General features: G+C 73.8%; 23 protein-coding genes. 15 read left to right on the top strand and 8 right to left on the bottom strand.

The genetic code is table 11. The features are described from left to right. Nucleotides 1–104: 104 nt before the first annotated feature. Nucleotides 105–1,448 (top strand): MFS transporter, encoded by a 1,344-nt coding sequence (locus tag ND486_RS25070; protein ID WP_251786840.1) that lies wholly within the window; start codon nucleotides 105–107, stop codon nucleotides 1,446–1,448. Next, complete coding sequence (locus ND486_RS25075; RefSeq protein ID WP_251786841.1) at nucleotides 1,445–2,254, top strand: D-glutamate cyclase family protein; 810 nt, start codon at nucleotides 1,445–1,447, stop codon at nucleotides 2,252–2,254. Before ND486_RS25070 ends, ND486_RS25075 begins: the two co-directional genes overlap by 4 nt. Before the next feature lie 16 nt (nucleotides 2,255–2,270). Here the strand turns inward: ND486_RS25075 and ND486_RS25080 are convergent, their stop codons facing one another. Further along, nucleotides 2,271–3,716 (bottom strand): MFS transporter, encoded by a 1,446-nt coding sequence (locus tag ND486_RS25080; protein ID WP_308215881.1) that lies wholly within the window; start codon nucleotides 3,714–3,716, stop codon nucleotides 2,271–2,273. A 342-nt stretch (nucleotides 3,717–4,058) separates the two neighbouring features. Here ND486_RS25080 and ND486_RS25085 point away from each other — a divergent pair, with 342 nt between their 5' ends. Beyond that, nucleotides 4,059–5,633, top strand: coding sequence for an ATP-binding protein (locus tag ND486_RS25085; RefSeq protein WP_251786842.1), 1,575 nt, complete (start codon nucleotides 4,059–4,061; stop codon nucleotides 5,631–5,633). Further along, entirely contained in the window at nucleotides 5,630–6,328 is a 699-nt protein-coding gene (locus ND486_RS25090; RefSeq protein ID WP_251786843.1) for a response regulator transcription factor, read from the top strand. The genes ND486_RS25085 and ND486_RS25090 overlap by 4 nt, the downstream gene beginning before the upstream one ends. A gap of 104 nt (nucleotides 6,329–6,432) precedes the next feature. Here ND486_RS25090 and ND486_RS25095 read toward each other — a convergent pair whose 3' ends face one another. Beyond that, nucleotides 6,433–7,830, bottom strand: a complete 1,398-nt coding sequence (locus tag ND486_RS25095; RefSeq protein WP_251786844.1) for an aminomethyl transferase family protein — start codon at nucleotides 7,828–7,830, stop codon at nucleotides 6,433–6,435. 273 nt (nucleotides 7,831–8,103) lie between these two features. Between ND486_RS25095 and ND486_RS25100 the strand changes: the two genes are divergently transcribed. From ND486_RS25100 to ND486_RS25140, 9 genes are all read left to right on the top strand, one after another. Next, nucleotides 8,104–8,463, top strand: coding sequence for a protocatechuate 3,4-dioxygenase (locus ND486_RS25100; protein WP_251786845.1), 360 nt, complete (start codon nucleotides 8,104–8,106; stop codon nucleotides 8,461–8,463). Beyond that, complete coding sequence (locus ND486_RS25105; protein WP_251786846.1) at nucleotides 8,456–9,301, top strand: class III extradiol dioxygenase subunit beta; 846 nt, start codon at nucleotides 8,456–8,458, stop codon at nucleotides 9,299–9,301. Before ND486_RS25100 ends, ND486_RS25105 begins: the two co-directional genes overlap by 8 nt. Before the next feature lie 105 nt (nucleotides 9,302–9,406). Beyond that, nucleotides 9,407–10,210, top strand: coding sequence for a dihydropteroate synthase (folP, locus tag ND486_RS25110; protein ID WP_251786935.1), 804 nt, complete (start codon nucleotides 9,407–9,409; stop codon nucleotides 10,208–10,210). 293 nt (nucleotides 10,211–10,503) lie between these two features. Then, the gene (locus ND486_RS25115) at nucleotides 10,504–11,865 is read left to right on the top strand and encodes an aminomethyl transferase family protein (protein WP_251786847.1); all 1,362 of its coding nucleotides are present in this window, start codon (nucleotides 10,504–10,506) and stop codon (nucleotides 11,863–11,865) included. Next, nucleotides 11,865–12,740, top strand: coding sequence for a methylenetetrahydrofolate reductase (locus ND486_RS25120; protein ID WP_251786848.1), 876 nt, complete (start codon nucleotides 11,865–11,867; stop codon nucleotides 12,738–12,740). The genes ND486_RS25115 and ND486_RS25120 overlap by 1 nt, the downstream gene beginning before the upstream one ends. A gap of 120 nt (nucleotides 12,741–12,860) precedes the next feature. After that, the gene (locus ND486_RS25125) at nucleotides 12,861–13,820 is read left to right on the top strand and encodes a bifunctional 5,10-methylenetetrahydrofolate dehydrogenase/5,10-methenyltetrahydrofolate cyclohydrolase (RefSeq protein WP_251786849.1); all 960 of its coding nucleotides are present in this window, start codon (nucleotides 12,861–12,863) and stop codon (nucleotides 13,818–13,820) included. Continuing rightward, nucleotides 13,817–14,689 (top strand): formyltetrahydrofolate deformylase, encoded by an 873-nt coding sequence (purU, locus tag ND486_RS25130; protein WP_251786850.1) that lies wholly within the window; start codon nucleotides 13,817–13,819, stop codon nucleotides 14,687–14,689. The genes ND486_RS25125 and purU overlap by 4 nt, the downstream gene beginning before the upstream one ends. Further along, nucleotides 14,686–15,321, top strand: a complete 636-nt coding sequence (locus ND486_RS25135) for a cyclodeaminase/cyclohydrolase family protein (protein ID WP_251786851.1) — start codon at nucleotides 14,686–14,688, stop codon at nucleotides 15,319–15,321. Before purU ends, ND486_RS25135 begins: the two co-directional genes overlap by 4 nt. A gap of 74 nt (nucleotides 15,322–15,395) precedes the next feature. Next, a complete protein-coding gene (locus tag ND486_RS25140; protein ID WP_251786852.1) occupies nucleotides 15,396–16,709 on the top strand; it encodes an alpha-hydroxy acid oxidase in 1,314 nt (437 codons plus the stop codon). On the opposite strand, the gene ND486_RS25145 is transcribed toward ND486_RS25140, so the two are convergent. The 3 genes from ND486_RS25145 to mdlC are packed head-to-tail and all read right to left on the bottom strand — an operon-like array spanning nucleotide 16,690 to nucleotide 21,123. Continuing rightward, complete coding sequence (locus ND486_RS25145) at nucleotides 16,690–18,150, bottom strand: aldehyde dehydrogenase family protein (protein WP_251786853.1); 1,461 nt, start codon at nucleotides 18,148–18,150, stop codon at nucleotides 16,690–16,692. The genes ND486_RS25140 and ND486_RS25145 overlap by 20 nt on opposite strands. 42 nt (nucleotides 18,151–18,192) lie before the next feature. Further along, entirely contained in the window at nucleotides 18,193–19,530 is a 1,338-nt protein-coding gene (locus ND486_RS25150; RefSeq protein WP_251786854.1) for an MFS transporter, read from the bottom strand. A 21-nt stretch (nucleotides 19,531–19,551) separates the two neighbouring features. Further along, complete coding sequence (gene mdlC / locus ND486_RS25155; RefSeq protein ID WP_251786855.1) at nucleotides 19,552–21,123, bottom strand: benzoylformate decarboxylase; 1,572 nt, start codon at nucleotides 21,121–21,123, stop codon at nucleotides 19,552–19,554. Between the two features lie 117 nt (nucleotides 21,124–21,240). Here mdlC and ND486_RS25160 point away from each other — a divergent pair, with 117 nt between their 5' ends. Then, complete coding sequence (locus ND486_RS25160) at nucleotides 21,241–22,152, top strand: LysR family transcriptional regulator (RefSeq protein WP_251786856.1); 912 nt, start codon at nucleotides 21,241–21,243, stop codon at nucleotides 22,150–22,152. A 73-nt stretch (nucleotides 22,153–22,225) separates the two neighbouring features. On the opposite strand, the gene ND486_RS25165 is transcribed toward ND486_RS25160, so the two are convergent. Genes ND486_RS25165 through ND486_RS25175 form a run of 3 tightly spaced genes read right to left on the bottom strand, consistent with a single transcriptional unit; the run spans nucleotide 22,226 to nucleotide 24,710 of the window. After that, nucleotides 22,226–23,005: a TIGR03084 family metal-binding protein gene (locus ND486_RS25165; RefSeq protein WP_251786857.1), complete on the bottom strand. Its 780-nt coding sequence runs from the start codon at nucleotides 23,003–23,005 to the stop codon at nucleotides 22,226–22,228. Nucleotides 23,006–23,022: 17 nt separating this feature from the next. Beyond that, the gene (locus tag ND486_RS25170) at nucleotides 23,023–24,525 is read right to left on the bottom strand and encodes a class I adenylate-forming enzyme family protein (protein ID WP_251786858.1); all 1,503 of its coding nucleotides are present in this window, start codon (nucleotides 24,523–24,525) and stop codon (nucleotides 23,023–23,025) included. Beyond that, nucleotides 24,522–24,710 carry a hypothetical protein gene (locus ND486_RS25175; RefSeq protein ID WP_251786859.1) on the bottom strand — a complete coding sequence of 63 codons (189 nt, stop codon included), beginning with the start codon at nucleotides 24,708–24,710 and terminating at the stop codon, nucleotides 24,522–24,524. Before ND486_RS25175 ends, ND486_RS25170 begins: the two co-directional genes overlap by 4 nt. 164 nt (nucleotides 24,711–24,874) lie before the next feature. Between ND486_RS25175 and ND486_RS25180 the strand changes: the two genes are divergently transcribed. Then, complete coding sequence (locus tag ND486_RS25180) at nucleotides 24,875–25,705, top strand: MFS transporter (RefSeq protein WP_251786860.1); 831 nt, start codon at nucleotides 24,875–24,877, stop codon at nucleotides 25,703–25,705. Nucleotides 25,706–25,791: the final 86 nt, after the last annotated feature.

A 25,791-nucleotide genomic window follows, 5' to 3' on the forward strand; every position in this document is an offset into this window, starting at 1 on the left:
CGCTGTGCCGCCGGTGTCGCCGTCTCGCGCGCGCCGGGTTCGTCCGCCCACCACACCGCGATCACGCCTGCCCGCAGCAGCGGGATCCCCACCGGGAGACACCCATGACCCTATCAAGCGACGCCCCCACCGGACGGGCCGGAGAGACGCCGCCCACCCCGCCGGCCACCGCGCAGCCGAGTGCGTCGCGGTCCCGCCGGGCCGCGCTCGCCGCCGCCTCCGGGACCGCCGTCGAGTACTACGAGTTCGGCGTCTACGGCTACCTCGCCGTCGTCATCGGGCCGCTGTTCTTCCCCAGCGCCGACCCGGTCGCGTCCCTGCTGTCGACGCTGGCGGTGTTCGGCAGCGCGTTCCTGATGCGCCCGCTCGGCGGCATCGTCCTCGGTCGGCTCGGGGACCGCCTCGGCCGCAAGCCCGTCCTGGTCTTCACGATCACCGGGATGGGCACCGCGACCGCACTGGTCGGGCTGCTGCCGACCGCCGCCACCGCGGGCCTGCTCGCCCCGGCGCTGCTGGTCCTCGCCCGGCTCGCGCAGGGCTTCTTCGCCGGTGGCGAGGTGACCGGGTCGGCCACCTACCTCGCCGAGTCCTCCCCGGCCGGCCGGCGCGGCTTCTTCGGGTCCTTCACCCCGGTCGGGGTCGCGCTCGGTGGCGGCACCGCCGCGCTGGTCGCCGGCATCACCTCGACCGTCCTCACCACCGAGCAGCTGTCGGCGTTCGGCTGGCGGATCCCGTTCCTGCTCGCGCTGCCGCTGGTCGTGCTGACGCTCATCGCCCGGCACCGGCTGGAGGACTCCGAGGAGTTCGAGCAGAGCCGCGCCTCCGGTGAGCTGCCCAAGGCCCCGGTGCGGGAGGTGTTCACCCACCACCGCCGCGCGCTGGTGACCGTGTTGCTGCTGGCCACCGGGTCGAACGCCGGCTACTGGATCGGCCTGATCTTCATGAACATCTACCTCACCTCGGAGCTGGGCTACCCGAAGTCGAGCACGTTCTGGCTGATGGCCGCGATCGGGCTGTTCGTGGCCTGCCTGATGCCGATCGCCGGCGCGCTGTCGGACCGCCACGGCCGCAAGAAGCTCATCGTCGCCGGGTTCCTCGGCTACTCGGTACTGGTCCTGCCGACGATGGCGCTGATGGGCACCGGCGACTTCACCCTCGCCGTCGTCGGCATGTTCCTGCTGGCCCTGCCCATGCCGGTCGTCCAGGCCGTCACCTACCCGACCTACGCCGAGCAGTTCCCGACCCGGGTCCGCTACACCGGCCTGTCCCTGGCCTTCAACGGCGGCACGATCATCGGCGGCGGGCTCACCCCGTTCCTCGCGACCTGGCTGACCTCGGTCACCGGCGACCCGCTGGCGCCGGGCTACCTGCTGATGGTCGCGACGGTCGTCGCGCTGCTGACCCTGCTCACCGTCCGCGAGACCGCCCGCCGGGAGCTGGCCCGATGACCGCCGCGACGACGGCACCCACCACCCCGGCCGAGCTGCGGGCACTCGCCGCCGCCGGGCGCTGGACCGGGCCCACCGCGGGCCTGTTCGGCGGGTACCAGCAGGCCAACCTGGTGGTCGTCCCGCAGGCGGCGGCGTACGACTTCCTGCTGTTCTGCGTGCGGAACCCGACGCCGTGCCCGCTGCTCGGCGTCGGCGACACCGGCGACCCGGTCGTCACCGTCGGGGACACCCGGGTCGACGTCCGCACCGACTTCCCGCGCTACCGGGCCTGGCACCGCGGGGTCGACGACGGCGGGCCGACCGACCTGCGCGACCGGTGGCGCCCGGACTCGGTGGCGTTCCTGCTCGGGTGCAGCCACACCTTCGAGGAGCCGCTGGAACGGGCCGGTGTCCCGGTGCGGCGCAACCCGGCGTCCCCGGCGCCCGCGGTCTACGTCACGACCCGGCCCACCGTCCCCGCGGGCCGCGTCCACGGGCCGCTCGTGGTGAGCATGCGCGCGGTGCCCGCCGCACTGGTCGACAGGGCCCGGGAGGTGACGGCGCGCTACCCGACCGGGCACGGTGCGCCCGTGCACGTCGGCGACCCCGCCGAGCTGGGCATCGCCGACCTCGCGGCACCGGACTTCGGCCCGGCGCCGGTGGTCGAGGACGGCGACGTCCCGGTCTTCTGGGGCTGCGGCGTCACCCCGCAGCTGGCGCTGCCCGGCAGCGGCGCCGAGTACGTGTTCACCCACGCGGCCGGGCACATGGTCGTGCTGGACCACTCGGTCGACGCGGCCGCGACCGCCGGCCCGCGGGGGTGACGCCGCCGTCCCCCGCTCAGGACGCGCGGGCGGGGGACGGGGCCGCGGGGAACAGCGCCGCGACCCGTGCCGCCGAGGCACGGGCCCGCGCCGTCGTCCCCAGCACGCCGAGCACCACGACCGCCACCGTCAGCGGCGTCACGACCGCCCACGCCGTCGCGACCCCGGCGGCGGTGCTCGCCGCGGTGGCGACCACGGTCCCGCTGACCGCGACGCCGAACGACTGCCCGGCCTGTCTGCTCGTCGAGGCCACCGCGGCGGCGACCCCGGCCCGCTCCGGCGGCATCCCGTTCACCGCGGTGTTCGTGATCGGCGGGTTGAGCAGGGCGAACCCGCAGCCGAACACCCCGTGCGCGAGCAGGATCAGCCACAGCGGCGTCGTCGGGGTGAGCTGGGAGAAGGTGAGCGCGACGAGCACCATCGCGCTCCCGCCCAGGACCAGCGGCAGGCGTGCTCCGCGGGCGGCGACCATCCGCCCGGACAGCGGCGCGACCACCGTGGTGGCGACGGCGGCCGGCAGCAGGGTCAGCCCGGCCTGCAGCGCACCGAGCCCGCGGACGTCCTGCAGGTAGAGCGCGGACAGGAACAGCAGCGAGCCGAACGCCGCGAACGCGCAGACCGCGATCACCGTCGCCGAGGTGAACGGGGCGCTCCGGAAGAACCGCAGCTCCACCAGCGGTTCGGGGTGGCGCCGCTCCCAGACGACCAGGGACACCAGCGCGACGACGGCCAGCACGCCCAGCCCGAGCACCCCCGCCGACGACCAGCCCAGCCGCGGCCCCTCGATCACCGCCGCCACCGTCGACCCGAGCAGCGCCACCACGAGGAGCTGCCCCACCGGGTCGGCCCGCCGCGGACGGGCGGCCCGCGACTCCGGGACGAGCCGGGCCGTCAGGACCCAGGCCGCCAGCACGACCGGGATGTTCACCCAGAAGATCGCCCGCCAGCCGACGGTGTCCACGAGCAGCCCGCCGAGCACCGGGCCGACGCCCAGCGAGATGCCGACCATCGCGCCCCACACGCCGATCGCGCGGGCCCGCTCCCGGACGTCGGTGAAGACGTTGGTGATGATCGACATGGCGACCGGGTTGAGCATCGCGCCGCCCAGCGCCTGGACCACCCGTGCCCCGATCAGCCAGCCGACCGTCGGGGCCAGGCTGCACAGCAGCGACCCGATCCCGAACAGGACGAGCCCGGTCTGGAAGACGCGGCGGCGCCCGACCCGGTCGGCCGTCGCACCGGCCAGCATCAGGAAGCAGGCCAGGACGACGGTGTAGGCATCGACGGTCCACTGCAGCTCGGTGATCGAGGCGCGCAGGTCGGTGACCAGCGCGGGCAGCGCCACGTTGATGATCGTGACGTCCATCGAGACGACGAGGATGCTCGTGCACAGCACGGCCAGGATCAGCAGCCGGTGCCGGCGTCCGGCGGGACCGGCCGGTACGACGACGTCGTTTCCCACGGCATCTCCTTGTCCGGAGCTAACGAAGCGGTGTCGACCCTAGCCCGCCTCGCGGCGCCGGGTCCGGCGACGGCGACCGGGCCCACCCACCGGCCCCGGCGGGTGGGTGACGGCGCGCGTGGCTCCGGACGTCCAGGGGTGGGCGGAGCAGAACCCGGCGAGCCGGTCGGCCGCGGCGTCGACCACCGTGAGGTGGCCGGAACGAGGCTTCCGCCCCGGACGTGCCGGACGGTCCGCCCGGTGCCCCCCGCGACGGATGACGTAGATCGGGCCGGGATGGGTGACGTCCGCTCGCCGGGTCGGCATGCTGTCGGCAGGGGCGTGGACGCGGGAGGAGCACCGATGGTGGAGGCGGGGCCGTTCGTGTCCTGGTCCACGCTGGCGCGCCACGCCCCGGACGGTCTGGCGGTCGTGGACCCGGACGGCCTGTTCCTCCAGCTGAACGACGCTGCGGTCGTCCTGTGCGCCCGCCCCCTCGACGACCTGATCGGGATGCCGGCGCCCTTCGAGCTCTCACGGAACCCACAGGTCGACCCCCGCGCCCTCCTCGACGAGGGCGGGACGGAGCAGGTCTGCCTGTGGGCTCCGGTCGCGGGGGTGCGCCGGGAGTTCGCCTACCGCACGCGACCGCTGCCCGACCACTCCGGGCTCACCGTCGTGACCTTCCGGGACGTGGGCGAGGAGCGCCACCGGCAGCGGCGGGTGACCGCCATCGCCCGCGCCTCGGCGACGCTCGCCTCCGAGGGGTCGATCACCGCCACCCTGGACGCCCTCGCCCGGGAGGTGCTCCAGGCCGATGCGCTGGCCGGGGTGCAGATCCTGACGCTGGACCGGTCGGGCGAGGCTCTCCGGATCATGGGCTCGGCCGGGTTCCGGCGCTGGCCGGACTTCTTCGAACGCCTCGTGCAGTGCCGGGAGCGCGGTGCCGGACTGCGGATGCTGGACGCCTTCGAGCAGCGCGAGCCCGTGGTCGTCGCCGACCGCTGGGCGTCCATCCAGGAGGACCCGGCCTGGCAGCCCCTGCACGAGTATCTCGGGGAGCTCGACTGGAACTGGTTCGCCAGCGTCCCGCTCCTGGTCCGGGGTCGCTCGGCGGGCATCCTCAACGCCTTCTTCGCCCCGGGACAGGTCGTCGGCGGTCGCGCGGTCGAGTTCCTCGAGGCGATGGCCGAACAGGCCGCGGTGGCGGTGGACTACGCGTCGCTGCTGCAGAACGAGCGGGAGCTGGCCCGGCGCGGGGAACGCCAGAAGCTGGCGCGCGACCTGCACGACTCGATCGTGCAGCAGGTGTTCTCGATCGGGATGCAGGCCAAGTCGATGGCCGTCCTCGGCGGGCGTGGCGAGACCGTGTCCGCCGACAGCGTGCGCCGTATCGCCGACGAGGTGGGCCTGCTCGCCCGCACGGTCCTGGCGGACCTGCGAGCGATGGTGCACGAGCTGAGGCCCTCGTCCCCGCCGCAGCCGGGGTTGGAGGAGGCGGTCCGGGCCCTCGTGGAGAGCAGCACCAACCGGACCGGGCTGCGCTTCAGCCTCAGGATCCAGCAGGGCCTGGCCAGGGTGCCGCCCGAGATGGCCGAGGACGTCTACCGCATCCTCGCCGAGGCCGTCCACAACGTCGTCAAGCACGCGAAGGCGGGCCGCGTGACGATCCGGATGGGCGTGCGCGACCACACGCTGACGATCACGGTGGCCGACGACGGCCGCGGCATCGGGGCGGGTCGTGTCGGCGGCGACGAGCTCGGCGGCTACGGCCTGACGAGTATGCGCGAGCGCGCGGAACGCTGGGGCGGCACCGTGTGCGTCCGGCCCCGGAAGGCCGGTGGCACCGCGGTGAGCGCCGTCCTGCCCCTGCCGCCGGGGGACGAGGAGGGCGTCCCGGCGACGCCCGTGGACCGAGGGAACGAGGCCAGGCCATGAACGCTCTCGACGGCACGACCGCAGACCGGCCCGAGGTGGTGACCCGGGTCCGGGTCCTGATCGTCGACGACCACGCCGTGGTGCGGCGGGGGATCCGGGCCTACCTGGAGGTCCTCGACGACCTCGAGGTCGCCGCGGAGGCGTCGGACGGGCAGGAGGCACTCGAGGGGCTGGAGTCGATGGCGGCGCACTCCGAGCTGCCCGACGTGGTCCTGATCGACCTCCTGATGCCCAGGATGGACGGGGTGGTCGCGACCTCGCGGATCACCGAGCGGTTCCCCGGGGTGCGCGTGGTGGTGCTGACCAGCTTCGGCGAGATGGAACGGGTGCACGCCGCGCTCGCGAACGGTGCGTCCGGCTACCTGCTCAAGGACGCGGAGCCGGGCGAGGTGGTCGCCGCGATCCGGGCGGCGGCGAAGGGGGACGTCTACCTCGACCCGGCCGTCGCACGGCAGCTGACCCGGGAGATCGTCGCGCCGCCGACCGGCATCAGTGCGCTGACCGGCCGGGAGCGGGACGTGCTCATCCTGGTGGCGCAGGGCCACTCCAACCAGGTGATCGCCGACGAGCTGGTCATCAGCGAGCGGACGGCCCGCACCCACGTGAGCAATGTGCTGCGCAAACTGCAGTTGACCTCGCGGACCCAGGCCGCGCTGATCGCCGTCCGGCAGGGGCTGCTGCCGCCCCAGGCATGATGCCCGTCGCAGGCGGTCCGGCACCCTCGCCCGACGGCCGGTTCCGGGACGGGCACGAGGACGCCGGCCACGGGTGACCGGGGCCGGCGTCCTCGGGACCGGGATCAGCCCGTGGCCGCGGTGCGCCACCCCGTCTGGTAGGTCTCGCGGGCCATGGCCGCGTAGGGGGCGGGGCTGACGATCGCCCGCACGGCGAACTGCTCGTGCGGCTGCACCGTGGTCTTGCCCGAGCCGCCGTCCGGCTCGCCCCAGATCACCGAGACCTCGGCGCCCAGCGGGACGTCGGGGTTGACGGTGGCCAGCGAGAGGGCCTTGCGCTCGTTGGCGCTGTAGCCGGTGAACAGCGAGAGGCCGACCGTGTTGCCGTCGGCGTCGGTGACGGCGTCGTAGTTCGAGGAGCCGTAGTTGGCGTTGGGCAGGTCGAAGAACTGGTAGCCGGGTCCCTCGGTGACCGGTGAGGCGAGCAGTGTCGCGACGTCCTCGGTGTTCCACTCGAGGGTGACCTTGCGGCGCTGGGTGGCGGGGTCGATGGCCTCCAGCGCGCTGCGGCCGATGAAGTCGTGGTCGAACTTCACGAAGCCGCCGTAGCCGAGCTCCCAGGGGTTGAGGTAGTAGTCCTCGATGCGGTCGGAGACGAAGCTGCCCGCGAGGGCGTTGACGGCCTCGTAGCTGTTCGGGCCGAGCCATTCGCGGTAGGGCCGCAGCTCCTCGCTGGTGTAGACGGCGGGCAGCGGGGAGGGGATCCAGCCGGACTCGAGGGTGTTGCACGAGTAGGCGCGGGCCCCGGCGGGTTCGATGCCGAACTCGCGGCCGGCCTCGAGGATGGCGTCGCGGACCTTGTCGTAGGTGCCGTACGGGCCCCAGATCTCCAGGCCGGGCGCGCCGGCCATGCCGTGGCGCAGGGTGCGGATGCGTTCCCCGGCGATGGTCATGTAGCCCATCTTGAAGAACTTGACCTGTTCGACGGGGCCGCCGTTGACCTTCTCGATGACCTCCCAGGCGCGGGGGCCCTGGATCTGGAAGCGCCACACGTCGCGGGTGACCTGCTTGCCGTAGGGCCGTGAGGGCGAGCGGTCGTCGTAGCGGACCTCGACGTCGTAGCTCTCGCCCTGGAACTGCAGCCAGGTCGCCACCGGCGCGCGCCCGACGAAGACGAACTCCTCCTCGTCGAGGCGGAACAGGATGCCGTCGCCGATCACGCCGCCGTCGGGGGAGACCGGCACGAACTGCTTGGCGGAGTCGACCGGGAACGTCGCGGTGGAGTTGATCCCGGTGTCGGTGAAGAGTGTCAGGGCGTCCGGTCCGGAGACCCAGAGGTTGACCATGTGGTGGGTCTGGTCGAAGAGCACCGCGGTGTTCTGCCAGGCGGTGACCTCGCGGCGGAAGTTGGTGAACTCGGCGGGCACGACCGGGTAGATGTAGGCACCCAGCTGGGAGTTGCGGAGCAGCTCGACGGTGCTCCCGGACCGGTCCAGCACTTCCTGGAGATTCTTGGCGCTCATCTGCCACCCGTTCTGGTCTCGGTTGTGTTCTGCGCTGACACACGGCCGGACATGGGGGTCGACGGCCATCGTCGCCCACGCTAGGCAGGCCGGAGGGCCCGGCGGCACCGTGGAATGGCGGGAGCCGGACGGCCGGGACGGGCCGGTGCGTCTACGTCATGTGTCCCGATCGGGTCTCGACAAGCGGGCGATGGCCGGCGCGGGTCGCGGTCCTAGCGTCGGAGGGGTCCGTACGGCGCGACTGCGGCGCGGGCCCGAGCCAGGGAGCATGACATGACGAGCCAGAGCAGGCCGGACCTGCCGGGGACCTACGTCTTCGACGGGCCGACCAGCCGTCGCGGCCACGCCATGAACAAGCTGTTCATGTCGTTGGTGAGCGGGTCCGCACGCAGCGAGTTCGTCGCCGACGAGGCCGCGTACTGCGCGCGCCACGCGCTGTCCGACGAGCAGACGACCGCCGTCCTGGAGCGGGACTGGCAGGCGATGCTCGACCTGGGCGGGAGCATCTTCTACGTCTACAAGCTCGCCATGATGGACGGGCTGTCCATGCAGTACCTCGGCGGTGTGTTCACCGGCATGTCCGAGGACGAGTTCAAGGCCGCGATGCTGGCCGGAGGGCGCACCGATGTCTGAGGTGATCTGGGGGCTGGCCACGTCGCACGTCCCGTCGATCGGCGCGGCGATGGACCGCGGGATGACCGGCGAGCCGGTGTGGGCGCCGCTGTTCGAGGGCTACCGGCCCGCCCGCGAGTGGCTGGCGCAGCACACGCCGGACGTGGCGATCCTGGTCTACAACGACCACGCCAACGGCGTGGACCTGGACATCGTGCCGACCTTCGCGATCGGCACCGCCGAGCGGTACCGGGTGGCGGACGAGGGCTTCGGCAGGCGCGCCGTCCCGGACGTCGTCGGTGACCCGGACCTGTCGTTCCATCTCCTGCAGAGTCTGGTCGACGACGGTTTCGACATGACCGTCTTCCAGGAGCTGGACGTCGATCACGGCTTCACCGTGCCGCTGTCGGTCTGGACGCCCGAACCCGGTGACGCGTGGCCCTGCCCGGTCATCCCGATCATGGTCAACGTCATCCGCTACCCGCAGCCCACCGCCGCCCGGTGCTACGCCCTGGGCCGGGCCCTCGGGCGGGCGATCGCGAGCTACGACGGCGTCGGCACGGTCGGGATCCTCGGCACCGGTGGCATGTCCCACCAGCTGGCGGGCGCGCGTGCCGGGTTCATCAACCCGACGTTCGACCACATGTTCCTCGAGGCGATCGGGAACGACCCGGAGAAGCTCACGCAGCTCACCCGCGAGGAGCTGATCCGCGAGGCGGGTTCGGAGGGCATCGAGCTGATCATGTGGCTGGTCATGCGCGGCGCGCTGCACGACCAGGTCCGCACGGTCCACTCCGCCTACCACGTCCCGGCCTCGAACACCGCCGCGGGACTGGCGCTGTTCGACAACCGGGCCTGACCGGCCGTCCGGGGCCGGCCACCAGGAGGAGCCGTGTCGATCGATCTGCCCGACCGTGTCCCCGCCTCCCGCACGGTGCTGCCGCGCCCGGACCGGTGCCTGGTGATGGGCGTCCTCAACGTCACCCCGGACTCGTTCTCCGACGGCGGGCGCTACGACCGGACCGCCGCGGCGGTCGACCACGGCGCGCTGATGTGGGAGTCGGGTGCGGACTACGTCGACGTCGGCGGGGAGTCCACCCGGCCCGGCGCGGAGCGGGTCCCCGCGGCCGAGGAGCTGCGCCGGGTCGTCCCGGTCGTCGGGCGCCTGGCGTCGTCCGGGGTCGCGGTCAGCATCGACACCACCCGGGCCGTGGTCGCCGAGGCCGCCGTGGCCGCGGGGGCCGTCCTGGTCAACGACGTCAGCGGTGGCCTCGCCGATCCGGCGATGGCGCGGGTCGTCGCCGCGGCAGGGGTGCCGTGGGTGCTCAACCACTCCCGCGGCGGCAGCCGGGACATGTACGCGGCGGCCGTGTATCGCGACGTGGTGCGCGAGGTCGTGGACGAGCTCCGGATGCGGGTCGACGACGCCATCGAGGCCGGTGTCGACCCGGCCCGGCTCGTCCTCGACCCGGGGCTGGGGTTCGCGAAGCTCTCCGAGCACAACTGGACCCTGCTGGCCCGCCTCGACGAGCTGCAGGAGCTCGGCTTCCCGGTCCTGGTCGGCTCCTCGCGCAAGCGCTTCCTGGCCGAGGTGCTCACGGGCGGGCGCGCCGAGGGCCCGGCGCGGCTCCGGGACGCCGCGACGGTCGCGACCACGGTGCTGGCCGCCCGGTCGGGTGCCTGGGGGGTGCGGGTCCACGACGTGGCGGCGTCGGCGGACGCGGTGCGCGTCGTCGGCCGCGCGGCCGCGACGCTCTCACGGCGCTGACCGGGCGTCGTCCGGGGCGACGAGTACCCGCCGGGCCCGGTCGGCCGCCGCCGGGCCGTGCGCCGCGCCCCGGGCAGGACGTCCGACGTGGTCGCTCCGGGTCTACGTCACTTGTCCCGGTCGGTCCGCGACGGCCGGCGATGCACGGTCCGGTCATCCGCGTGATCCCTGGTGACGGGCTCGTTTCCTAGCGTCGTAGTAGGTCCGCACGACCCGGACCGGCGGCGCTGCCCGAGGTGCTCTCGCAGGCGGTGCACCGACCCAGGCCACCCAGGAGAGGTTCATACACGATCATGACGTCCGAGAGTCTTGCGGCGGCCCTCGCCCGCGTCGGGAACCCCGTCGAGCTGCTGCGCAACACCGCGGCCCGCGCGCACACGTTCCCGGTCGCTCCGGAGTTCAGCAACTGGCGTTCCGAACAGCGGGCGTGGGCCGAGTCGTGCGCGCTGCTCGACCAGTCGCACCACATGACCGATCTGTTCCTCGAGGGTCCGGACGCGCTCCGGCTGCTCAGCGACCTGGCGGTCAACACCTTCGCGAACTTCGGGGTGAACAGGGCCAAGCAGTTCGTGGCGGTGAACCCGAGCGGGCAGCTGATCGGCGACGCGATCCTGTTCCACCTGGAGGAGGAGCTGTTCGACCTCGTCGGCCACCCGATGGTCATCGACTGGGTGCTGTTCCACCTCGAGCGCGGTGACTACGAGGTGACCGCCGAGCGGGACGACAACTCCGCCGTGCGCACCGACGGCCCGCCGAGGTTCTACCGCTACGAGCTGCAGGGCCCCACGGCGGCGGCGGTGCTCGAGCAGGCGACCGGTGCTGCGCTGCCCGACACGAAGTTCTTCCACATGGCCGACTTCACCATCGCGGGCCACGCCGTGCGCGGTCTGCGTCACGGCATGGCGGGCCAGCCCGGGTTCGAGCTGTTCGGACCGTGGGCCGACGGCGAGGACGTCCTGGCCGCGCTGCTCGAGGCGGGCGCCGACCACGGGCTGGTCCGGGCCGGGGCGAAGGCCTACTCGACGGCCAACCTGGAGTCGGGCTGGGTGCCCGCGCCGATCCCCGCGATCTTCGGGGACGACCCGCTGCTCGCGGCCTACCGTGAGTGGCTGCCCGCGTCGGCGGTGGGCGCGATCGGCGGGAGCGTCGACTCCGACGACATCGCCGACTACTACCTGACCCCCTACGACATCGGCTACGACCGCAACGTCAGGTTCGACCACGAGTTCGTCGGCCGCGCTGCCCTCGAGGAGCTGGCGACCGACCCGCCGCGGACCAAGGTCACGCTCGTCTGGGACACCGACGACGTCACCGCCGCGATCGGTTCGCTGCTGGGCAAGGGGCCGGGCGCGAAGTACTTCGACCTGCCGAAGATCCGCTACGCGTTGCACCAGGAGGACAAGGTCCTGCGCGACGGGGAGCAGATCGGCATCTCGCTGGACTGCGGCTACATCGCCAACGAGCGAGCCATGGTCTCGCTGGCGACCGTCGCCAAGGAGCACGCCGAACCCGGCACCGAGGTCACCGTCGTCTGGGGTGAGGAGCCCAACTCGGCGAAGCCACAGGTCGAGGAGCACACGACCTGGACGATCCGGGCCACCGTCGCACCGGTGCCGTTCGTCCGGTTCGCACGCAACGACTACCGGAGCACGTGATGACCTCGGTACAGAACCCGCGGACCCCCGCGGCCGGACGTCCGACGGGCAGACAGGCCCTCGCGCGTGCTCTGCGCGACGCGACCTACGAGATCCTCCCCTTCAAGAGCGCCGAGGAGAAGGTGCTCGCCCACGTCCCCACCGACGTCGCGCTCACCGTCACCACCACCGAGGCCAAGGGGCTCGGCCCGACGATCGACCTCGCGGTGAGGCTCGGCGAGGCCGGCTACCGGGCCGCTCCGCACCTGGCCGCCCGTCAGGTCAGGGACCGGGCGCACCTGGAGGACCTCGTGGCGCGGCTGCGCGAGGCGGGCACCGACAGCGTGTTCGTCATCGGCGGCGACGCGGCCGAGGCGGGGGAGTACCCCGACGCGCTGAGCCTGTTGGTGGCGTTGGAGGAGATCGGGCACCCGTTCTCCACCGTCGGGATCGGCGGCTACCCCGAGGGGCACGGGAAGATCAGCGACGAGCTGATCGAGGCGGCTCTGAAGGCCAAGGCGCCGCACGCCACCCAGGTCATCACCCAGCTGTGCTTCGACGGCGACACCACCGTCGACTGGGCCCGCACGGTCGCCGCCGACGGTGTCGGCCTGCCGATCCGCGTCGGCATCCCCGGCGCCATCAGCAGGCAGAAGCTGATCCGGGTCTCGGCGGGCCTCGGCCTCGGCCAGTCCGCCAAGTTCCTGAGCAAGCAGCAGAACATGCTGTGGCGGTTCTTCCTGCCCGGCGGCTACAGCCCGAACAAGCTCATCGAGCGGCTCACCCCGGCGTTCGCCCGGCCGGACAACAACCTGGCGGGCTTCCACGTCTTCACCTTCAACGACCTGGACAGCACCGAGGCCTGGCGGCAGCGCTGGCTGGCCAAGCTCTCCTGACCCGTCCGCGTCGCACCGGCGACGCACCCCGAACGCTCCCACGGGCCGGCCGAAGCCGTCGCCGCGGCTCACCAGAACCGGTCGGCTCGTGGGAGTCCCCACCCGAGGAGTCCTTCGACGATGAGTGCCCAGGTGATCGACGGGCGAGCGTGTGCCCGCGCCCTCAAGGAGGTCCTGGAGGCCGACGTCGCCCGCCTCCGCCAGGAGGGCCTCGGCATCGGCCTGGCGACCGTCGTGGTCGGTGACGAGTACAGCTCCGGTGCCTACGAGCGGCGCCTGCGCCGGCTGGCGGACGAGCTGGGCGTGACCCACTCGCCGCAGACGCTGCCCGGCGACACCGGTCAGGAGGCGCTGCTCACGCGGATCGGCGAGCTCAACGCCGACCCCGCGGTGTCCGGCATCCTGGTCCTGCGCCCGCTGCCGGCACACATCGACGAGGCCGTCGTCTTCCGGGCGATCGACCCGCTCAAGGACGTCGAGGCGGTCCACCCGGAGAACGCCGGGCTGCTCGCCCTCGGTGTCCCGCGGTTCGTGCCCTCCACCGCGGCGTCGTGCTTCCACCTGCTCGACACCTGGCTCGACTCCGTCGGCGAGGACCGTGCCGACTTCTACCACCGCGCGAACATCGTGGTGGTGGGCCGCTCCAACAACGTGGGCAAACCGGCGATCTCGCTGGGCTACGAGCGCCAGGCCACCGTGCAGTCGGTCGACGAGTGGGCCGATCGCACCACCGGGATCGGCCGCTACACCCGGTGGGCGGACGTCCTGATCGTCGCCGCGGGCAAGGCCGGGCTGATCAGGGCCGAGCACGTCGGCGAGAACGCCGTGGTCATCGACGTCGGCATCAACGCCGCCACCGGACCGGACGGCAGCGTGCGCATGGTCGGCGACGTGGACCACGACTCCGTCGCCCCGCGTGTCCGCGCCCTCACCCCGGTGCCGGGCGGTGTCGGCCCGGTCACCGACGTCTGGCTGCTCCGCAACACCGTCACCGCGGCCCGCCTGCTCGCGGGCCGGCCGATCGACCGGGCCCGGCCGCCCCTGCCGACGCCGGCGCGCGTACTCCTGGAGGCATCGTGACCCCGCCCCTGGGCGCCCAGCACGGCGCTCTGCTGCTGTCCTGCCCCGACGCACCCGGCATCGTGCACGCCGTCACCGGCCTGCTCACCGAGGAGCGGTGCACCATCGTGCAGAGCGCGCAGTTCGGCAGCGCGACGAGCGGCACCTTCTTCATGCGGGTCGAGTTCGCCCACATCGACGGCTCCCCGCTGGACCTCGACGCCCTGGGCCGCCGCGTCGGGTCGCTGGCCGAGCGGTTCGACATGACCTGGCAGCTCGCCGACGCCGCCCGGCGGCAGCGGGTCGTCATCATGGTCAGCAGGTTCGCGCACTGTCTCAACGACCTGCTGTTCCGCAACTCCATCGGCGAGCTGAACCTCGACGTCGTCGCGGTCGTGTCCAACCACCCCGATCTCGGCCGGATCGCCGACAGCTTCGGGGTGCCCTTCCGGCACATCCCGGTGACGAGGGAGACGAAGGCCGACGCCGAGGCCGAGCTGGTCAAGCTCGTCCGCAGCGAGGACGTCGATCTGGTCGTCCTCGCCCGCTACATGCAGATCCTCTCCGACGACCTGTGCACACAGCTCGACGGCAAGGCCATCAACATCCACCACTCGATGCTGCCGAGCTTCAAGGGCGCCAAGCCCTACCACCAGGCCCACGCCCGTGGGGTCAAGTTCATCGGCGCGACCGCCCACTACGTGACCGCGGACCTCGACGAGGGCCCGATCATCGAGCAGGAGCTCATCCGGGTCGACCACTCGCTGAGCCCCGACCAGCTCGCCGCCCGAGGCCGGGAGGCCGAGAGCCGAGCCCTCGCCCGCGCGGTCCGGTGGCACACCGAGAACCGGATCGCCGTCCTCGGTAACCGGACGGTCGTGTTCGGGTGACCGAGGACGGGAGACTCGCCGGCACCACGGTCGGCGGCTTCCTCGACTCCCTCGCCGCCCGCGTGCCCGCTCCGGGCGGCGGGGCGACGGCGGCGCTGCACGCCGCGCAGGCCGCGGCGCTGATCGGCATGGTCGCCCGGTACACGAGCGGCCCGACACACACCGACCACGCCGACCTGGTCTCCGGGATCCTCGCCGACGCCGAGGCCGCCCGCGCCGCGTCCCTCGCGCTCGCCGACGCCGACGCCACGGCGTTCACCGCGGTCACCGACGCCTACGCCCTGCCGCGCACCACCGACGAGGAGAAGGCGCGCCGCACCCAGGCGATCGCCGACGCGCTGGTCGGCGCCGCCGGACCGCCCGCGGACGTGATCCGCACCGCCGGGTCGCTCGTGACCCTGGCCGAGACCCTGCTCCCGGTGGCGAACCGCAACGTCGTCACCGATGTCGCCGCCGCCACCGAGGCCGCCCGGGCCGCCGCCACGACGGCCCGGCTCAACGTCGAGATCAACCTCGGCGGCATCCGCGACGAGAAGGTCCGCGCCGAGCTGGTCGGCGTCGCCGGGCGTGTGCCGGAGGTCGTCGACCGGGCGGCCGCCGTCGAGCAGCGGGTGCGGGCCCTGCTCCGCTGACCGGCCGGCAGCGCGTCGAGGGAGATCCGGTGGGCCGGACGGCCGCGCCGGCGGAACGAGGAGAGCCGACAGCCATGACCGAGACCAGCCGGGAGACGCGGGAGCCGCGTCCGCCCTCCGCCCACGGCACCGCCCGGCCCCGCGGGTCGCGACGCCTCCCGCGGTGGAGCGAGATCGCGCCCCTGCTCACCTCGGCCCCGCGCGACCGCGACCCCGTGCGGCGCAGGATCGCGCGGGCCCACGACATCGAGGACCTGCGGGAGATGGCGCGCCGCCGCACGCCCCGTCCGGTGTTCGACTACGTGGACGGCGGAGCGGAGACCGAGAGCACCCGACGCCGCAACGCCTCGGCCTTCGACGACGTCGAGTTCCTCCCGCAGGTCCTGCGCGACGTGAGCCGGGTCGATCCGAGCACCACGATCCTGGGCCGCCCCGTGTCGATGCCGTTCGTCTTCGCCCCGACCGGCTTCACCCGGATGGTGCAGCACGAGGGCGAGGCCGCGGTGGCCCGGGTGGCCGAGCGGGAGGGCGTGCCGTACGCGCTGTCGACCATGGGCACGATCTCGCCGGAGGACCTCGCCGCGGCGGCGCCGGGGGCCGACCGGTGGTTCCAGCTCTACGTCTGGCGCGACCGTGCCGCGTCCCGCCGACTGCTGGAGCGCGCGGCGGCGGCCGGCTTCACCACCCTCGTCGTGACGGTCGACGTCGCCGTCCCCGGAGCCCGGCTCCGCGACCTGCGCAGCGGCATGACCATCCCGCCCACCCTGACCCTCCGCACCCTGGCGGGCATCGCCCGCAGACCGCGGTGGTGGATCGACGTGGTCACGCACGAACCGCTGCGGTTCGCCGCTCTGGAGGAGGCGGGGGGCGGCTTCGCCGAGGTCGTCCACGGGGTCATGGACCCCGGGGTGGACTTCGGGGACCTCGAGTGGATGCGGGAGCACTGGTCCGGCGACATCGTGGTCAAGGGCGTGCTCCACCCCCGCGACGCCCGGACCGTCGTCGACTGCGGGGTCCAGGCGGTCGCGGTCTCCAACCACGGGGGCAGGCAGCTGGACCGTGCCGCGTCGACCCTCGCGGCGCTGCCCGCGGTCCGGGCGGCGGTCGGGACCGACGCCGAGGTCTACCTGGACGGCGGGGTGCGGTCCGGGACCGACCTCGCGGCCGCGCTCGCGTACGGGGCGGACGCCGTCCTGGTGGGACGGCCCTATCTCTACGGGCTGATGGCCGGGGGTGAGCAGGGGGTGGGCCGGGTCCACGACCTCTACCGGCAGGGCTTCCTGCGTGCCCTCGCCCTGCTCGGGGTGACGTCCGTGGGCGAGCTGGGACCGCACCTGCTGCGGTGCCCGCCCGCCCACGGACCCCGGGTCACGACGCCGGTCGAGTGACCGTGTGCGGCTCGGTGAAGGCGTACAGACCGTCCTGACCGAGCTCCCGGCCGATCCCGCTCTGCCGGAACCCTCCGAACGGGGCGCGGTCGTCCGCCGCGGTGGCGTTCGCCTGGTTGACCCAGGTGGTCCCGGTCCGCATCCGCCGCGCGACGGCGGTGGCGCGGTCCGGATCGGCCGACCAGACCGAGGAGCACAACCCGGACCACTCCTCGTCCAGACCGGCCAGCAGCGGGTCGAGGTCGTCGTAGGAGAGCACGGGCAGGGTCGGCCCGAACTGCTCCTCGCGGACGACCGCGAGGCCCGGATCGGGGTCGACGACCAGCGACGGCCGGAGGAAGTGGCCGGTACCCACCGCGTCGGACAGGCCGCCGTACTCGCGGACCTCCGCCCCCCGGGCGCGCGCCTCGTCGAGCAGGGCGACCACGTGGTCGCGTCCGGCGGCGGTGTGCACGGGGCCGTGGGTGCTGGCCGGGTCGAGGCCCGGCCCGGTCCGCTGCCGGTCCAGCTCCGCGCCCAGGGCGTCGACCACCTCGTCCCGGCGGTGGCGCGGGACGTAGAGCCGCTTGATCGCCATGCAGACCTGGCCGGAGGTCATGAACGTCGCCCCGACCAGGGCGGACACGGTGCGCTCGTCGAGCTCGACGTCGTCGAGCAGGACGGCCGGGTCGTTGCCGCCCAGCTCCAGGGTCACGCCGGCCAGCGACCGTGCCGCCAGCCCCATCACCGCGCGCCCGCCCGCGGTGCTGCCGGTGAACACGACGTGCTGCACACGGGGGTCGACGAGCAGCGGCTCGACGGCGGCGTTGGTGCCGGTGACGACGTTCAGCACGCCCGGCGGCAGTCCCTCGGCGAGCGCCCGCACCGTCTGCACCACCGACAGCGGCGTGGTGGGTGGCGGCTTGACCACGACGGTGTTCCCCGCCACCAGCGCATAGGGCAGGCTCGCGGCCAGGATCGCGAGCGGCCAGTTGAACGGCACGACCACCGTGACCACCCCGACGGGCAGCCGCAGCACCTCGGTGTGGAAGGGCGGGGCGGGCAGGGTCCGGGACGGCTCGAAGGTCGCGGCCAGCGAGGCGGCGTGCCTGCAGCGCATCTCGAACACGGCCAGGTCCGCGAAGGACTCGCCGAGGACCTTCCCGTTCTCGGCCGTCAGCACGGGCGCGACGGCCGGGGCCCGCTCGGCGAGCGGGGCGAGCGCCCGGAGCAGGATCTCGGCACGCTCGGCGGTGTCCCGCCGGGACCAGGCCGGGAAGGCCGCGTGGGCGGTGGCGACGGCGTGCTCGGCGTCCTGCGGGGTGGCGGACGCCGCGCGCCCGACGACGCGCTCCGGGGCGGCCGGGTCGTGGACGTCGAGGAACTCCGCGGTGGGCAGGTCCTGCCCGCCGATGTGGAGCAGGGCGGTGACCTCGGGGGCCGCCACGTCGGACGTGGTCATGGGGTACCTCCGGTGAGGGGTGGGATCGGGCCGGACTGTGGATCAGGTGAGCGCGGTGCGGGCGCTCTCCCGGGAGGAGAGGACGGCGAGGAAGCCGGCCGCGCACAGCGCGGTGTAGTAGACGAGGGAGGCGGTGAGCCCTCCGGTCGCGGCGACGAGCGCGGCCGAGACGACCGGCAGCAGCCCGCCGCCCAGGACGGTGCCGATCTGGCGGCCGAGGGCGATCCCGGACAGGCGCACCCGGGCGTCGTCGAACTGCTCCGGGTAGAAGCTGCCGGTCACCGCGAGGCTCATGGGCTGCAGCACCGCGCCGGGGATCGCGAGCGCGAGCACGACGAGGGCCGGATCGGCGGTACGCAGCAGGGGGAAGAAGGCCGCCACCACGTAGAGGCAGCCGAGCGCGTAGGCCAGCAGCAGCAGCGGCCGGCGCCCCACCCGGTCGCTCAGCCAGCCGAACAGCGGATTGGTCAGCATCCCCAGGCCGTTGCCGATCACGATCCCCAGCAACGGCAGTGCCGGGCTCAGCCCGAGGGTTCCCGTCACGTAGGACAGGCCGAAGATCGCCGTGAAGTAGAAGACCGAGGACTCGGCCACCGCGGCGAACAGCACCCGGGCCGTGGCCGCCTTGTGGCTGCGCAGCACGACCAGCAGCGGCATCCGTTCGGCGCCCGCGGCGCCGACGGCCCGGGTGAACAGCGGCGACTCCGCCACCCGCACCCGCATGTAGAGGCCGACGAAGAAGATCACCGCGCTGGCCAGGAAGGGCAGGCGCCAGCCCCACGCGAGCAGGTCCTCCCGCGGCATCAGCCCCACGAGCAGCACCGCGGTCGCGCCGAGGACCGTGCCCCCCGCGGCGCCGCTCTGCACGATCGCGGCGAACAACCCGCGGCGGCCACCCGGGGCGCTCTCGGTGGCGAGCAGGGGGCCCGCCGCGGACTCGCCGCCGAGCGCGAGACCCTGGACGAAACGCAGCACGACGAGCACGACCGGGGCGAGGAGCCCGATGGTCGCGTACGTCGGCAGCAGCCCCATCGCCGTCGTCGCGGCGCCGGCCAGGGCCATCGTCCAGATCATGATCGGTTTGCGGCCCACCCGGTCACCGAGGTGACCGAACACGATGCCGCCGAGCGGACGGGCGAGGAAGCCGACCGCGAACACGCTGAAGGCGGCGATGGTGCCGACCAGCGGGCTGAACTGGGGGAAGAACAGGACGTCGAGCGCGACGGGGGCCAGGAAGCCGTAGACCAGGAAGTCGTACCACTCGATGGTGGTGCCGAGGAACGTGGAGGCGAGCATGCGACGCGAGCCCTTCGCGTCCCCGCCTCCCGGTGCGGGGTCGGCGGCGGCTCCGGCCGCGGTGTTCTCCGAGTAGGTGGACATCGTCGTCGTTCCTTCCCAGGGTCAGCGGACGTGCACGTCGAGGAGTACGGGGCCGGACGACGTCAGTGCCCGCCGCAGCGCGTCCGCGAGCTCCGCGGGGCGCCGCACCGTCACGCCGGCGCACCCCATGTCGCGGGCCAGCCCCGCGTAGTCGATGCCGGTCACCGCGGTGCCGACCGGCTTGTCGATCCCGAAGTGGGCGGAGAACCCGTCGAGGGCGGCGTAGCCGCCGTTGTTCACCACGACGAAGGTGACCGGGGTGTTCTCGTGCGCCGCCGACCACAGCGCCTGGACCGCGTACATGCTCGACCCGTCGCCGAGCAGCGCGATCACCCGCTGTCCGGGCCGGGCGAGCGCGACACCGACCGCGGCGGGCATGCCGTGCCCGAGCCCGCCGCTGGCGCAGGTGAAGAAGGTCTCGGGACCGGTGAACGGCAGGCGCTCCTGCATCACCGCCCGGGTGCTGGGCGCCTCCTCGACCACGATCGCCGAGTCCGGTCGCTCGTCGGCGAGGGTCTGCAGCAGGAAGGACTCGGTGAGCTCCGCGGGCGCGGTGAGCCGTGCGGGGCGCGGCCTGCCCGGTGGAGCGGAGCGGGCGGGCGGGGTGCTCGCGGCCAGCACCTCGGTGACCGTGGCCCGGACGCCGCCCACGATCGCCGTCCCTTCCGGCGTCCACGCCGCGGTGTCGGGGTCCTCGACGACCTGGAAGAGCACGCAGCCGGCCGGCAGCAGGGGACCGTGCCCCTCCACGTGGAAGGTGAAGACGGGGGCGCCGAGCACCACCACCAGGTCGTGGCCGGCGAGCCGTTCCCGGATCGTCTCGCGCGCCGCGGGCAGGAACCCGGCGTACAGGGGGTGGTCCTCCGGGAACCCGCACCGCGGGGACAGCGGGGCCGTCCACACGCGGGCCCGGTGCGTCTCGGCCAGCGCGACCACCTCGGCGAAGGCGTGGTCACGGTCGACCTCGGCGCCCACCACCAGCGCGGGGGAGACCGCCCGGTCGAGCGCCGCGACGAGCGCCGCCACCAGCCCGGGGTCCGGCCGCGGCGCCGCGCCGATCGGCCGCGGCTCGGGGTCGGTCCCCGGCTCGGCGGGGGCGTCCCAGTCGTCGACCGGGATCGAGAGGAACACCGGGCCACGCGGTGGCGTCATGGCGACGTGGTAGGCGCGGGCGAACGCCGCGGGGACGTCCTGCGGCCGGGCGGGCTCGCAGCTCCACTTGACGTAGGGGCGCGGCAGCTCGGTCGCCCGCTCGTTCATCAGGAACGGCTCGCCGACCAGCAGCGACCTCGCCTGCTGCCCGGCGGTGACGACCAGCGGCGTGCGGTTGCGCCACGCGGTGAACAGGTTGCCCATCGCGTGGCCCACTCCCGCCGCCGAGTGCAGGTTCACCAGTGCCGCGGTGCCCGAGGCCTGGGCGAAACCGTCGGCCATCCCGACGACGACGGACTCCTGCAGGCCCAGGACGTAGTCGAAGTCGTCGGGGAAGTCCCGGAACATCGGCAGCTCGGTCGAGCCCGGGTTGCCGAAGATCGTCGTCATGCCGCGGGATCGCAGCTGCGCCACGACGACGTCGCGCACGGTCGTGCTCATGCCCGTCCCTCCGTTGCGAGTGCAGAGCGCCGGTCCGATGGCCGGCCGGGCCCGAGGATCCTGGATCGCGGACAGGCAACCAATGCATAGAGCTGCCGGAACTCATAACCTCTGGGCATGACCTTCGAGGCAGGGCAGCTGCGGGCCTTCCTGGCGGTGGCCGAACACGGGGGCGTCGGGCGGGCGGCCGCCGACCTCGGCCTGACCCAGCCCGCGGTGAGCCGGTCGCTGCGCCGGTTGGAGGTGGCGCTCGGCGCACCGCTGTTCGAGCGGCACAGCACCGGTATGCGGCTGACCGAGTACGGTCGCGCGCTGGCCCCGCGGGCCCGCGCCATCGAGGAGGAGGCGCAGCGCGCCGTGGAGGAGATCCACACCATGCAGGGCCGGGGCCGGGGCACGCTGCGGGTGGGCAGCGTCGGGTCGGTGATCGCCCACCTGGTCCCGCGGGCCGTCGACGCGCTGCTGGTCCGGCACCCGGGGCTGGAGGTCCACGTCCTCGAAGGGGTCGAGGACGTGCTGGTCGAGGCGCTGGCGGCAGCCGAGATCGACGTCGCCGTCGGCGGTGAGCTCGACGCGGACGAGCGGATCGCCGTCGTGGGCAGCCTGCGCTGGCAGGACCACGTCACGGTGGTCGCCGCGACCGGGCACCCGCTGCGCGCCGAGCCGGGGGTGGAGCTCGCCGACCTCGTGGACCGGCGCTGGGCGATGCCGCCGGCGCGGACGGCTCCCCGCCGTGCCCTCACCGAGATCTTCCGCCGCGCCGGACTCGACGAGCCGCGGATCACCGTGACGACCCGCTCGGTGGTCGCGCTGAAGGCGCTGGTGGCCGACGCGGGATTCCTCAGCGTCATGCCCCGGCCGCTCTTCTCCGCCGAGCGCCGGGCCGGGACGATCGAGTCCCTCCACGTGCCGGGCGGAACCCGGGCGCGCCGGTTCGGGGTGTTCCGCAGGCGCGGCGGAGCGCTGACGGGTCCCGCCGAGTCCTTCGTGGAGGAGCTGCGGCCGATCATCGTCGCGCTGCGGACCTGAGCGCGCGGCCCGCCGACGGCCTCGTACCGGCCGCCCGTTGCCACCGGGTCGGTCCGGGCCCGGTGGGGCGCGGTCATGGCGAGCCCGTCGTTCCCGGTGGCGGCCCCGGTGGGCCGGCGAACATCTGTCCGATCCGCATCCACTCGGTGGCGTCGGAACCGGTGACGGTGAGCCCGGTGTCCTCCCACCTGCGTCGGCGGGCGAGCACCAGACAGAAGTCCTCGGCGGGCCCCGCGATCTCGTCGGCCGCCTCCGGCGGACCGGAGACCCACGGTCTCCCGGACGGCAGCCGCAGGCGCACCCGGACGGGAGCCGAGGGGACCGGGCGGTCACGGATCACGTAACCGTAGGCCCGTGCGCGGACGCCGAGGCCCGCCACGTGCCGCAGCCGGTCGGTCGGCGCGCAGCCGAGGCCGGTCGCGGTCCCGATGTCCCAACCGTGGGCCCAGGTCTCCATCAGCCGCGCCGTCGCCAGGCTCAACGGGCTCATGGACGGCCCGAACCAGCCGACTCGTCCGTCCGCCGGGACACCGAGGAAGGCCGTGCGGAGCCGCGACCCCACCGCCCGCCACGCGGCCACGGCGGGCGCCGGCTCCGCGCGGGCACCGTCGAGACCGCGGCGCTCGAACCCGGCGGGGTCGAGCGCCGCGCTCTCGCGGAGTCGGGCGAACCCCCGGGGGTCCGTGAGCGCGAGGAGGGCGCACTCGTCGCTGACGGTCAGGTGGGCGATCTGGTCCCGGACGTCCCATCCCGCCGCCGGCGTCGGGATCCGCCATCCGGGCTCGCCCGCCTTCCGGACGAGGTCGGCGACCGCCTCGCGTTCGGCGTCGAGGTCGGTGAGGAGTGCAGCCATCGACGGGGCCCCGGAGGTCACACGTCCTCCCGGGCCAGTCGGCGCAGCTCGGCCCGGCGGACCTTGCCGGACCCGGTGAGCGGCAGCTCGCCGACGACGAACCAGCGTCGGGGCACCTTGAACCGGCTCAGGTGCCGACGGCAGTGCGTCTCGAGGGCCTCGGTCCGGAGACTCCCGGCCCGTCCGGCCGACGGCACGACGAACGCCACGACGACCTCGCCCCACCGGTCGTCCGGAAGCCCCACGACGGCGGCCCGCTCGACAGCCGGGTCCGCCTCGAGGACGGTCTCGACCTCGACGGGACTCACGTTCTCCCCGCCGGACTTGATCAGCTCCTTCGAGCGGCCGACGATGCGGTAGCGCCCCGCGCCGTCGACGGTGGCGAGGTCGCCGGTGCGGAGCCATCCGTCCTCGTCGAACGCCGCGGCCGTGGCGGCGGTGTCGTCGTGGTACCCGTCGGTGACTCCCGGTCCACGCAGCAGGAGCTCACCGGGGGAGCCGGGCGGGGCCGGGACGCCCGAGGGGTCGACGACCCTGGCCTCGGTGCCGGGCAGTGGGATCCCGACCGTGCTCCACCGGGTCTCGTCGGCGTCGTCGAACGGAGCGGTCTGGAGGGCCGCTCCACAGGTCTCGGTCATCCCGAAGGCCACCGAGACGCGTGCTCCGAACGACGTCTCCACCGAGCTGAGGAAGTCCGCCGTCATGGTGGATCCGCCCGTGTAGATCACGCGGAGCGCGGTGAGGTCGGCTCCGCCGAAGTCCGGGTGCGTCCGCAGCATGTGCAGGAGCGTGGGCGCCGCGGCGAGGAGGGACGCCCGGTGCTGCGCGGCGGCGCGGAGCACCGCAGCCGGTTCGAAGGCCAGGACGACCTGTTCGGCGAGGACGGAGAGAGCGCCGAGTGTGCCGAGCACGTTGCCCGCGGTGTGGAACAGCGGCATCGGGTTGACCCACACCGAGCCGGCCGGCGACCCCAGTCTCGACGCGAAGCTCCGCGCGGTCACGACGCTCGCGTCGTGCCGGATGCGGACGCCCTTCGGGCGCCCGGTGGTGCCCGAGGTGAGCTGGATCTGCGCGAGCGACCGTGGCATCACCTCCGGCAGCTCGGCCCCGCCCTCGCGGGCGACCTCGTGCCACGAGCCCAGGGCGCGGATCGGGGCGCCTGTGTGCGCTCCGGCCCGGTCCGCCTCGTCGGCGGTGTACAGGACCGCCGCGCCCGACAGCCGCAGGGCATGGTCGATCTCGTCCGGGGTCGTCCGGACGTTCAGGGGGACGAGGGTCATCCCGGCCAGGGCGGTCCCGAGCTGCAGCAGCACGGCGTCCGCGCCGTTCGGCACCATCGTGGCGACCCGGTCACCCGGCTGATGCTCGCTCAGGAGCCCGTGGGCAACGGCACGAGCGTCGCGCAGCAGTTGCGAGAACGTCCAGCTGCCCGCCCCGTCGGGGACGGTGAGGGCCCGTCGGTCCGGAGCGTCGGCGGCGGCACGGGTCAGGAGCCCACCGACGGTCTGCGGCGACGTCACGGGGTGACCCGTCGTGCGGGGACGCGCCGGTCCGGCACCGGCGCGGCCACCACCACGAGGAGGCAGGCCGCGACGAGCATCGCGAAGAACGGGGTGGCCCTTCCCGCAGCCGCGCCCGGGACGACACCGCCGACGAGCGCGCCGCCCGCGCGCCGGACGACGTCACCGGAGTGGGCACCGACCACCGGTACGGAGGGTCGTTCCTCGTCAGCCATCGCTGCAGCCATCGCCTTCCTCGGCCGATCGGGACCGGCCACCGCGCGTCCACGACGGCGCCGAGCACGACGCTAGGCACGGGCCCGGAACGCGGTAATGCGCGAATGACCGGACCGGTGCGGATCCTCGGCCGGTGGCCCCTACGTCATTCGTCGTGATCGCGCTGCTGCTCGCGGTGCTGCAGATCCGCTACCTGCCCGAGTCACCGCGGTGGCTCGCCTCCCGTGGCCGGTGGGCCGACGCCGCCGCGGTGCTGTCCGACGTCTGGCGGGTCCGCGTCGAGGTCGCACCCGACGCGACCGTCCCCGAGCGCACCGACGCCCGCATCGGCGACCTGCCCGACCTCTTCGCCGGACGGCTCCGGTCGCGCTCGATCCTGGCGATGATCGCGCACACCGCCCAGGGGCTGCAGTACTACGCCATCGGGTGGTACCTGCCGGTGATCGCCCTCGTGATCTTCGGCGAGGACTTCGCGGCGGCGACCCTCGGTGCGGTCGTGTTCAACCTGTTCGGCGTGGTCGGTGGGATGGCGTCGGGGTGGCTGGCCACCCGGTTCCGGATCCGCCGCTGCCTGCAGGTGGGATTCGTGGGGGTGTGCGCGTCGCTCCTGCTGCTCGGCGGGTTCCTCACCCGGCTCCCGCTGTGGGCGGCGTTCGCCCTGCCCGCGGCGTTCCTGCTCTTCCATGCCGGCGGCGCGGCCTCCGGGGGATCGAGCCTGGCGACCTACGCCTACCCGAGCAGGCTGCGGACGCTCGGAACCGGCGTGACGATGGCCCTGGCCTCGGGTGCCGCGGCCGTCGGCCTGTTCTGCTACCCGCTGCTGCAGGAGACGGTCGGTGCGGGCGGCGCGATCCTGGTGACCGCGCTCGTCCCCGCCGCCGGGGCCCTGGTGGCGACCGTGATCCGCTGGGACCCGGAACGCGATGCGACCTCCGCCGTCCCCGCCGCCGGCGGCCGCCGCTGACGGGCACGGGGAGTACGTCATCCGTCTCGACCGTGCGCGGCGGCTCCACCGGGCGTGATCGGTCATTGCTCGGTGGCCCCTCTCGG

Source organism: Pseudonocardia sp. DR1-2 (genome assembly GCF_023717215.1).
Lineage (GTDB): Bacteria > Actinomycetota > Actinomycetes > Mycobacteriales > Pseudonocardiaceae > Pseudonocardia > Pseudonocardia alni.

Excerpts from the sequence above, each read along its gene's own strand:
- ND486_RS25070 (WP_251786840.1), top strand. The coding sequence starts at position 105 with ATGACCCTATCAAGCGACGCCCCCACCGGACGGGCCGGAGAGACGCCG.
- ND486_RS25075 (WP_251786841.1), top strand. The coding sequence starts at position 1,445 with ATGACCGCCGCGACGACGGCACCCACCACCCCGGCCGAGCTGCGGGCA.
- ND486_RS25085 (WP_251786842.1), top strand. The coding sequence starts at position 4,059 with ATGGTGGAGGCGGGGCCGTTCGTGTCCTGGTCCACGCTGGCGCGCCAC.
- ND486_RS25090 (WP_251786843.1), top strand. The coding sequence starts at position 5,630 with ATGAACGCTCTCGACGGCACGACCGCAGACCGGCCCGAGGTGGTGACC.
- ND486_RS25095 (WP_251786844.1), bottom strand. The coding sequence starts at position 7,830 with ATGAGCGCCAAGAATCTCCAGGAAGTGCTGGACCGGTCCGGGAGCACC.
- ND486_RS25100 (WP_251786845.1), top strand. The coding sequence starts at position 8,104 with ATGACGAGCCAGAGCAGGCCGGACCTGCCGGGGACCTACGTCTTCGAC.
- ND486_RS25105 (WP_251786846.1), top strand. The coding sequence starts at position 8,456 with ATGTCTGAGGTGATCTGGGGGCTGGCCACGTCGCACGTCCCGTCGATC.
- folP (WP_251786935.1), top strand. The coding sequence starts at position 9,407 with ATGGGCGTCCTCAACGTCACCCCGGACTCGTTCTCCGACGGCGGGCGC.
- ND486_RS25115 (WP_251786847.1), top strand. The coding sequence starts at position 10,504 with ATGACGTCCGAGAGTCTTGCGGCGGCCCTCGCCCGCGTCGGGAACCCC.
- ND486_RS25120 (WP_251786848.1), top strand. The coding sequence starts at position 11,865 with ATGACCTCGGTACAGAACCCGCGGACCCCCGCGGCCGGACGTCCGACG.
- ND486_RS25125 (WP_251786849.1), top strand. The coding sequence starts at position 12,861 with ATGAGTGCCCAGGTGATCGACGGGCGAGCGTGTGCCCGCGCCCTCAAG.
- ND486_RS25140 (WP_251786852.1), top strand. The coding sequence starts at position 15,396 with ATGACCGAGACCAGCCGGGAGACGCGGGAGCCGCGTCCGCCCTCCGCC.
- ND486_RS25145 (WP_251786853.1), bottom strand. The coding sequence starts at position 18,150 with ATGACCACGTCCGACGTGGCGGCCCCCGAGGTCACCGCCCTGCTCCAC.
- ND486_RS25150 (WP_251786854.1), bottom strand. The coding sequence starts at position 19,530 with ATGTCCACCTACTCGGAGAACACCGCGGCCGGAGCCGCCGCCGACCCC.
- mdlC (WP_251786855.1), bottom strand. The coding sequence starts at position 21,123 with ATGAGCACGACCGTGCGCGACGTCGTCGTGGCGCAGCTGCGATCCCGC.
- ND486_RS25160 (WP_251786856.1), top strand. The coding sequence starts at position 21,241 with ATGACCTTCGAGGCAGGGCAGCTGCGGGCCTTCCTGGCGGTGGCCGAA.
- ND486_RS25165 (WP_251786857.1), bottom strand. The coding sequence starts at position 23,005 with ATGGCTGCACTCCTCACCGACCTCGACGCCGAACGCGAGGCGGTCGCC.